Origin of the sequence: Bartonella queenslandensis AUST/NH15 (assembly GCF_000312585.1) — a bacterium.
Classification (GTDB): Bacteria; Pseudomonadota; Alphaproteobacteria; order Rhizobiales; family Rhizobiaceae; genus Bartonella; species Bartonella queenslandensis_A.
This window is the reverse complement of the sequence record NZ_HE998331.1, coordinates 1-465: the sequence shown is the minus strand read 5'-3', so window position 1 is coordinate 465 and position 465 is coordinate 1. Positions and strand designations below refer to the sequence as shown.

Here is a 465-nt window from a genome sequence, read left to right as displayed (position 1 = left end):
TTTATAACCAGTGATGAACAATCTAGAGCACAGACATTTGCCATAAATGTATTATAAACTATACGGAGCTCTTTAAGTTGAGCAGCTAAAGCGCAATAGCGATATGCGGTGGTTTTCCCCATTGATCCTGTAAGTGGGGCTATCAACGTACTTTCTATAGTAGTGAATATGCCTTTGGTTTCTATTGCCATTTAGATATCCCGCTATTCATTGTGTGTTTTTATTAATTTAGTCGTTATTTTGTTCTTCTTCAGTTTGTTGTTTTGCTTCTTGTTCGGCTTCTATTGTTTAGCCTTAGCTCTCATTCTTTCAATCTCGGTTTTCATTTCAGCTTGAAATTTTTCATCAATTTTGGATCTTTTTTAAATTCTGCTACACTGCAAGTTTTCTTCACATTCAGCCGTTAATCGTGCTCTTAAAAAATCTTCATTGGCAGAAGAGAGGGGAGGGTATCGTTTTTTTTTT

1 protein-coding gene is annotated in these 465 nt (G+C 35.5%); it reads right to left on the bottom strand.

What is annotated here, in order from left to right:
• A partial coding sequence (locus BN338_RS12795) for a hypothetical protein (RefSeq protein WP_244427653.1) occupies positions 1-191 on the bottom strand: 191 nt, incomplete at its 3' end.
• Positions 192-465 lie beyond the last annotated feature (274 nt).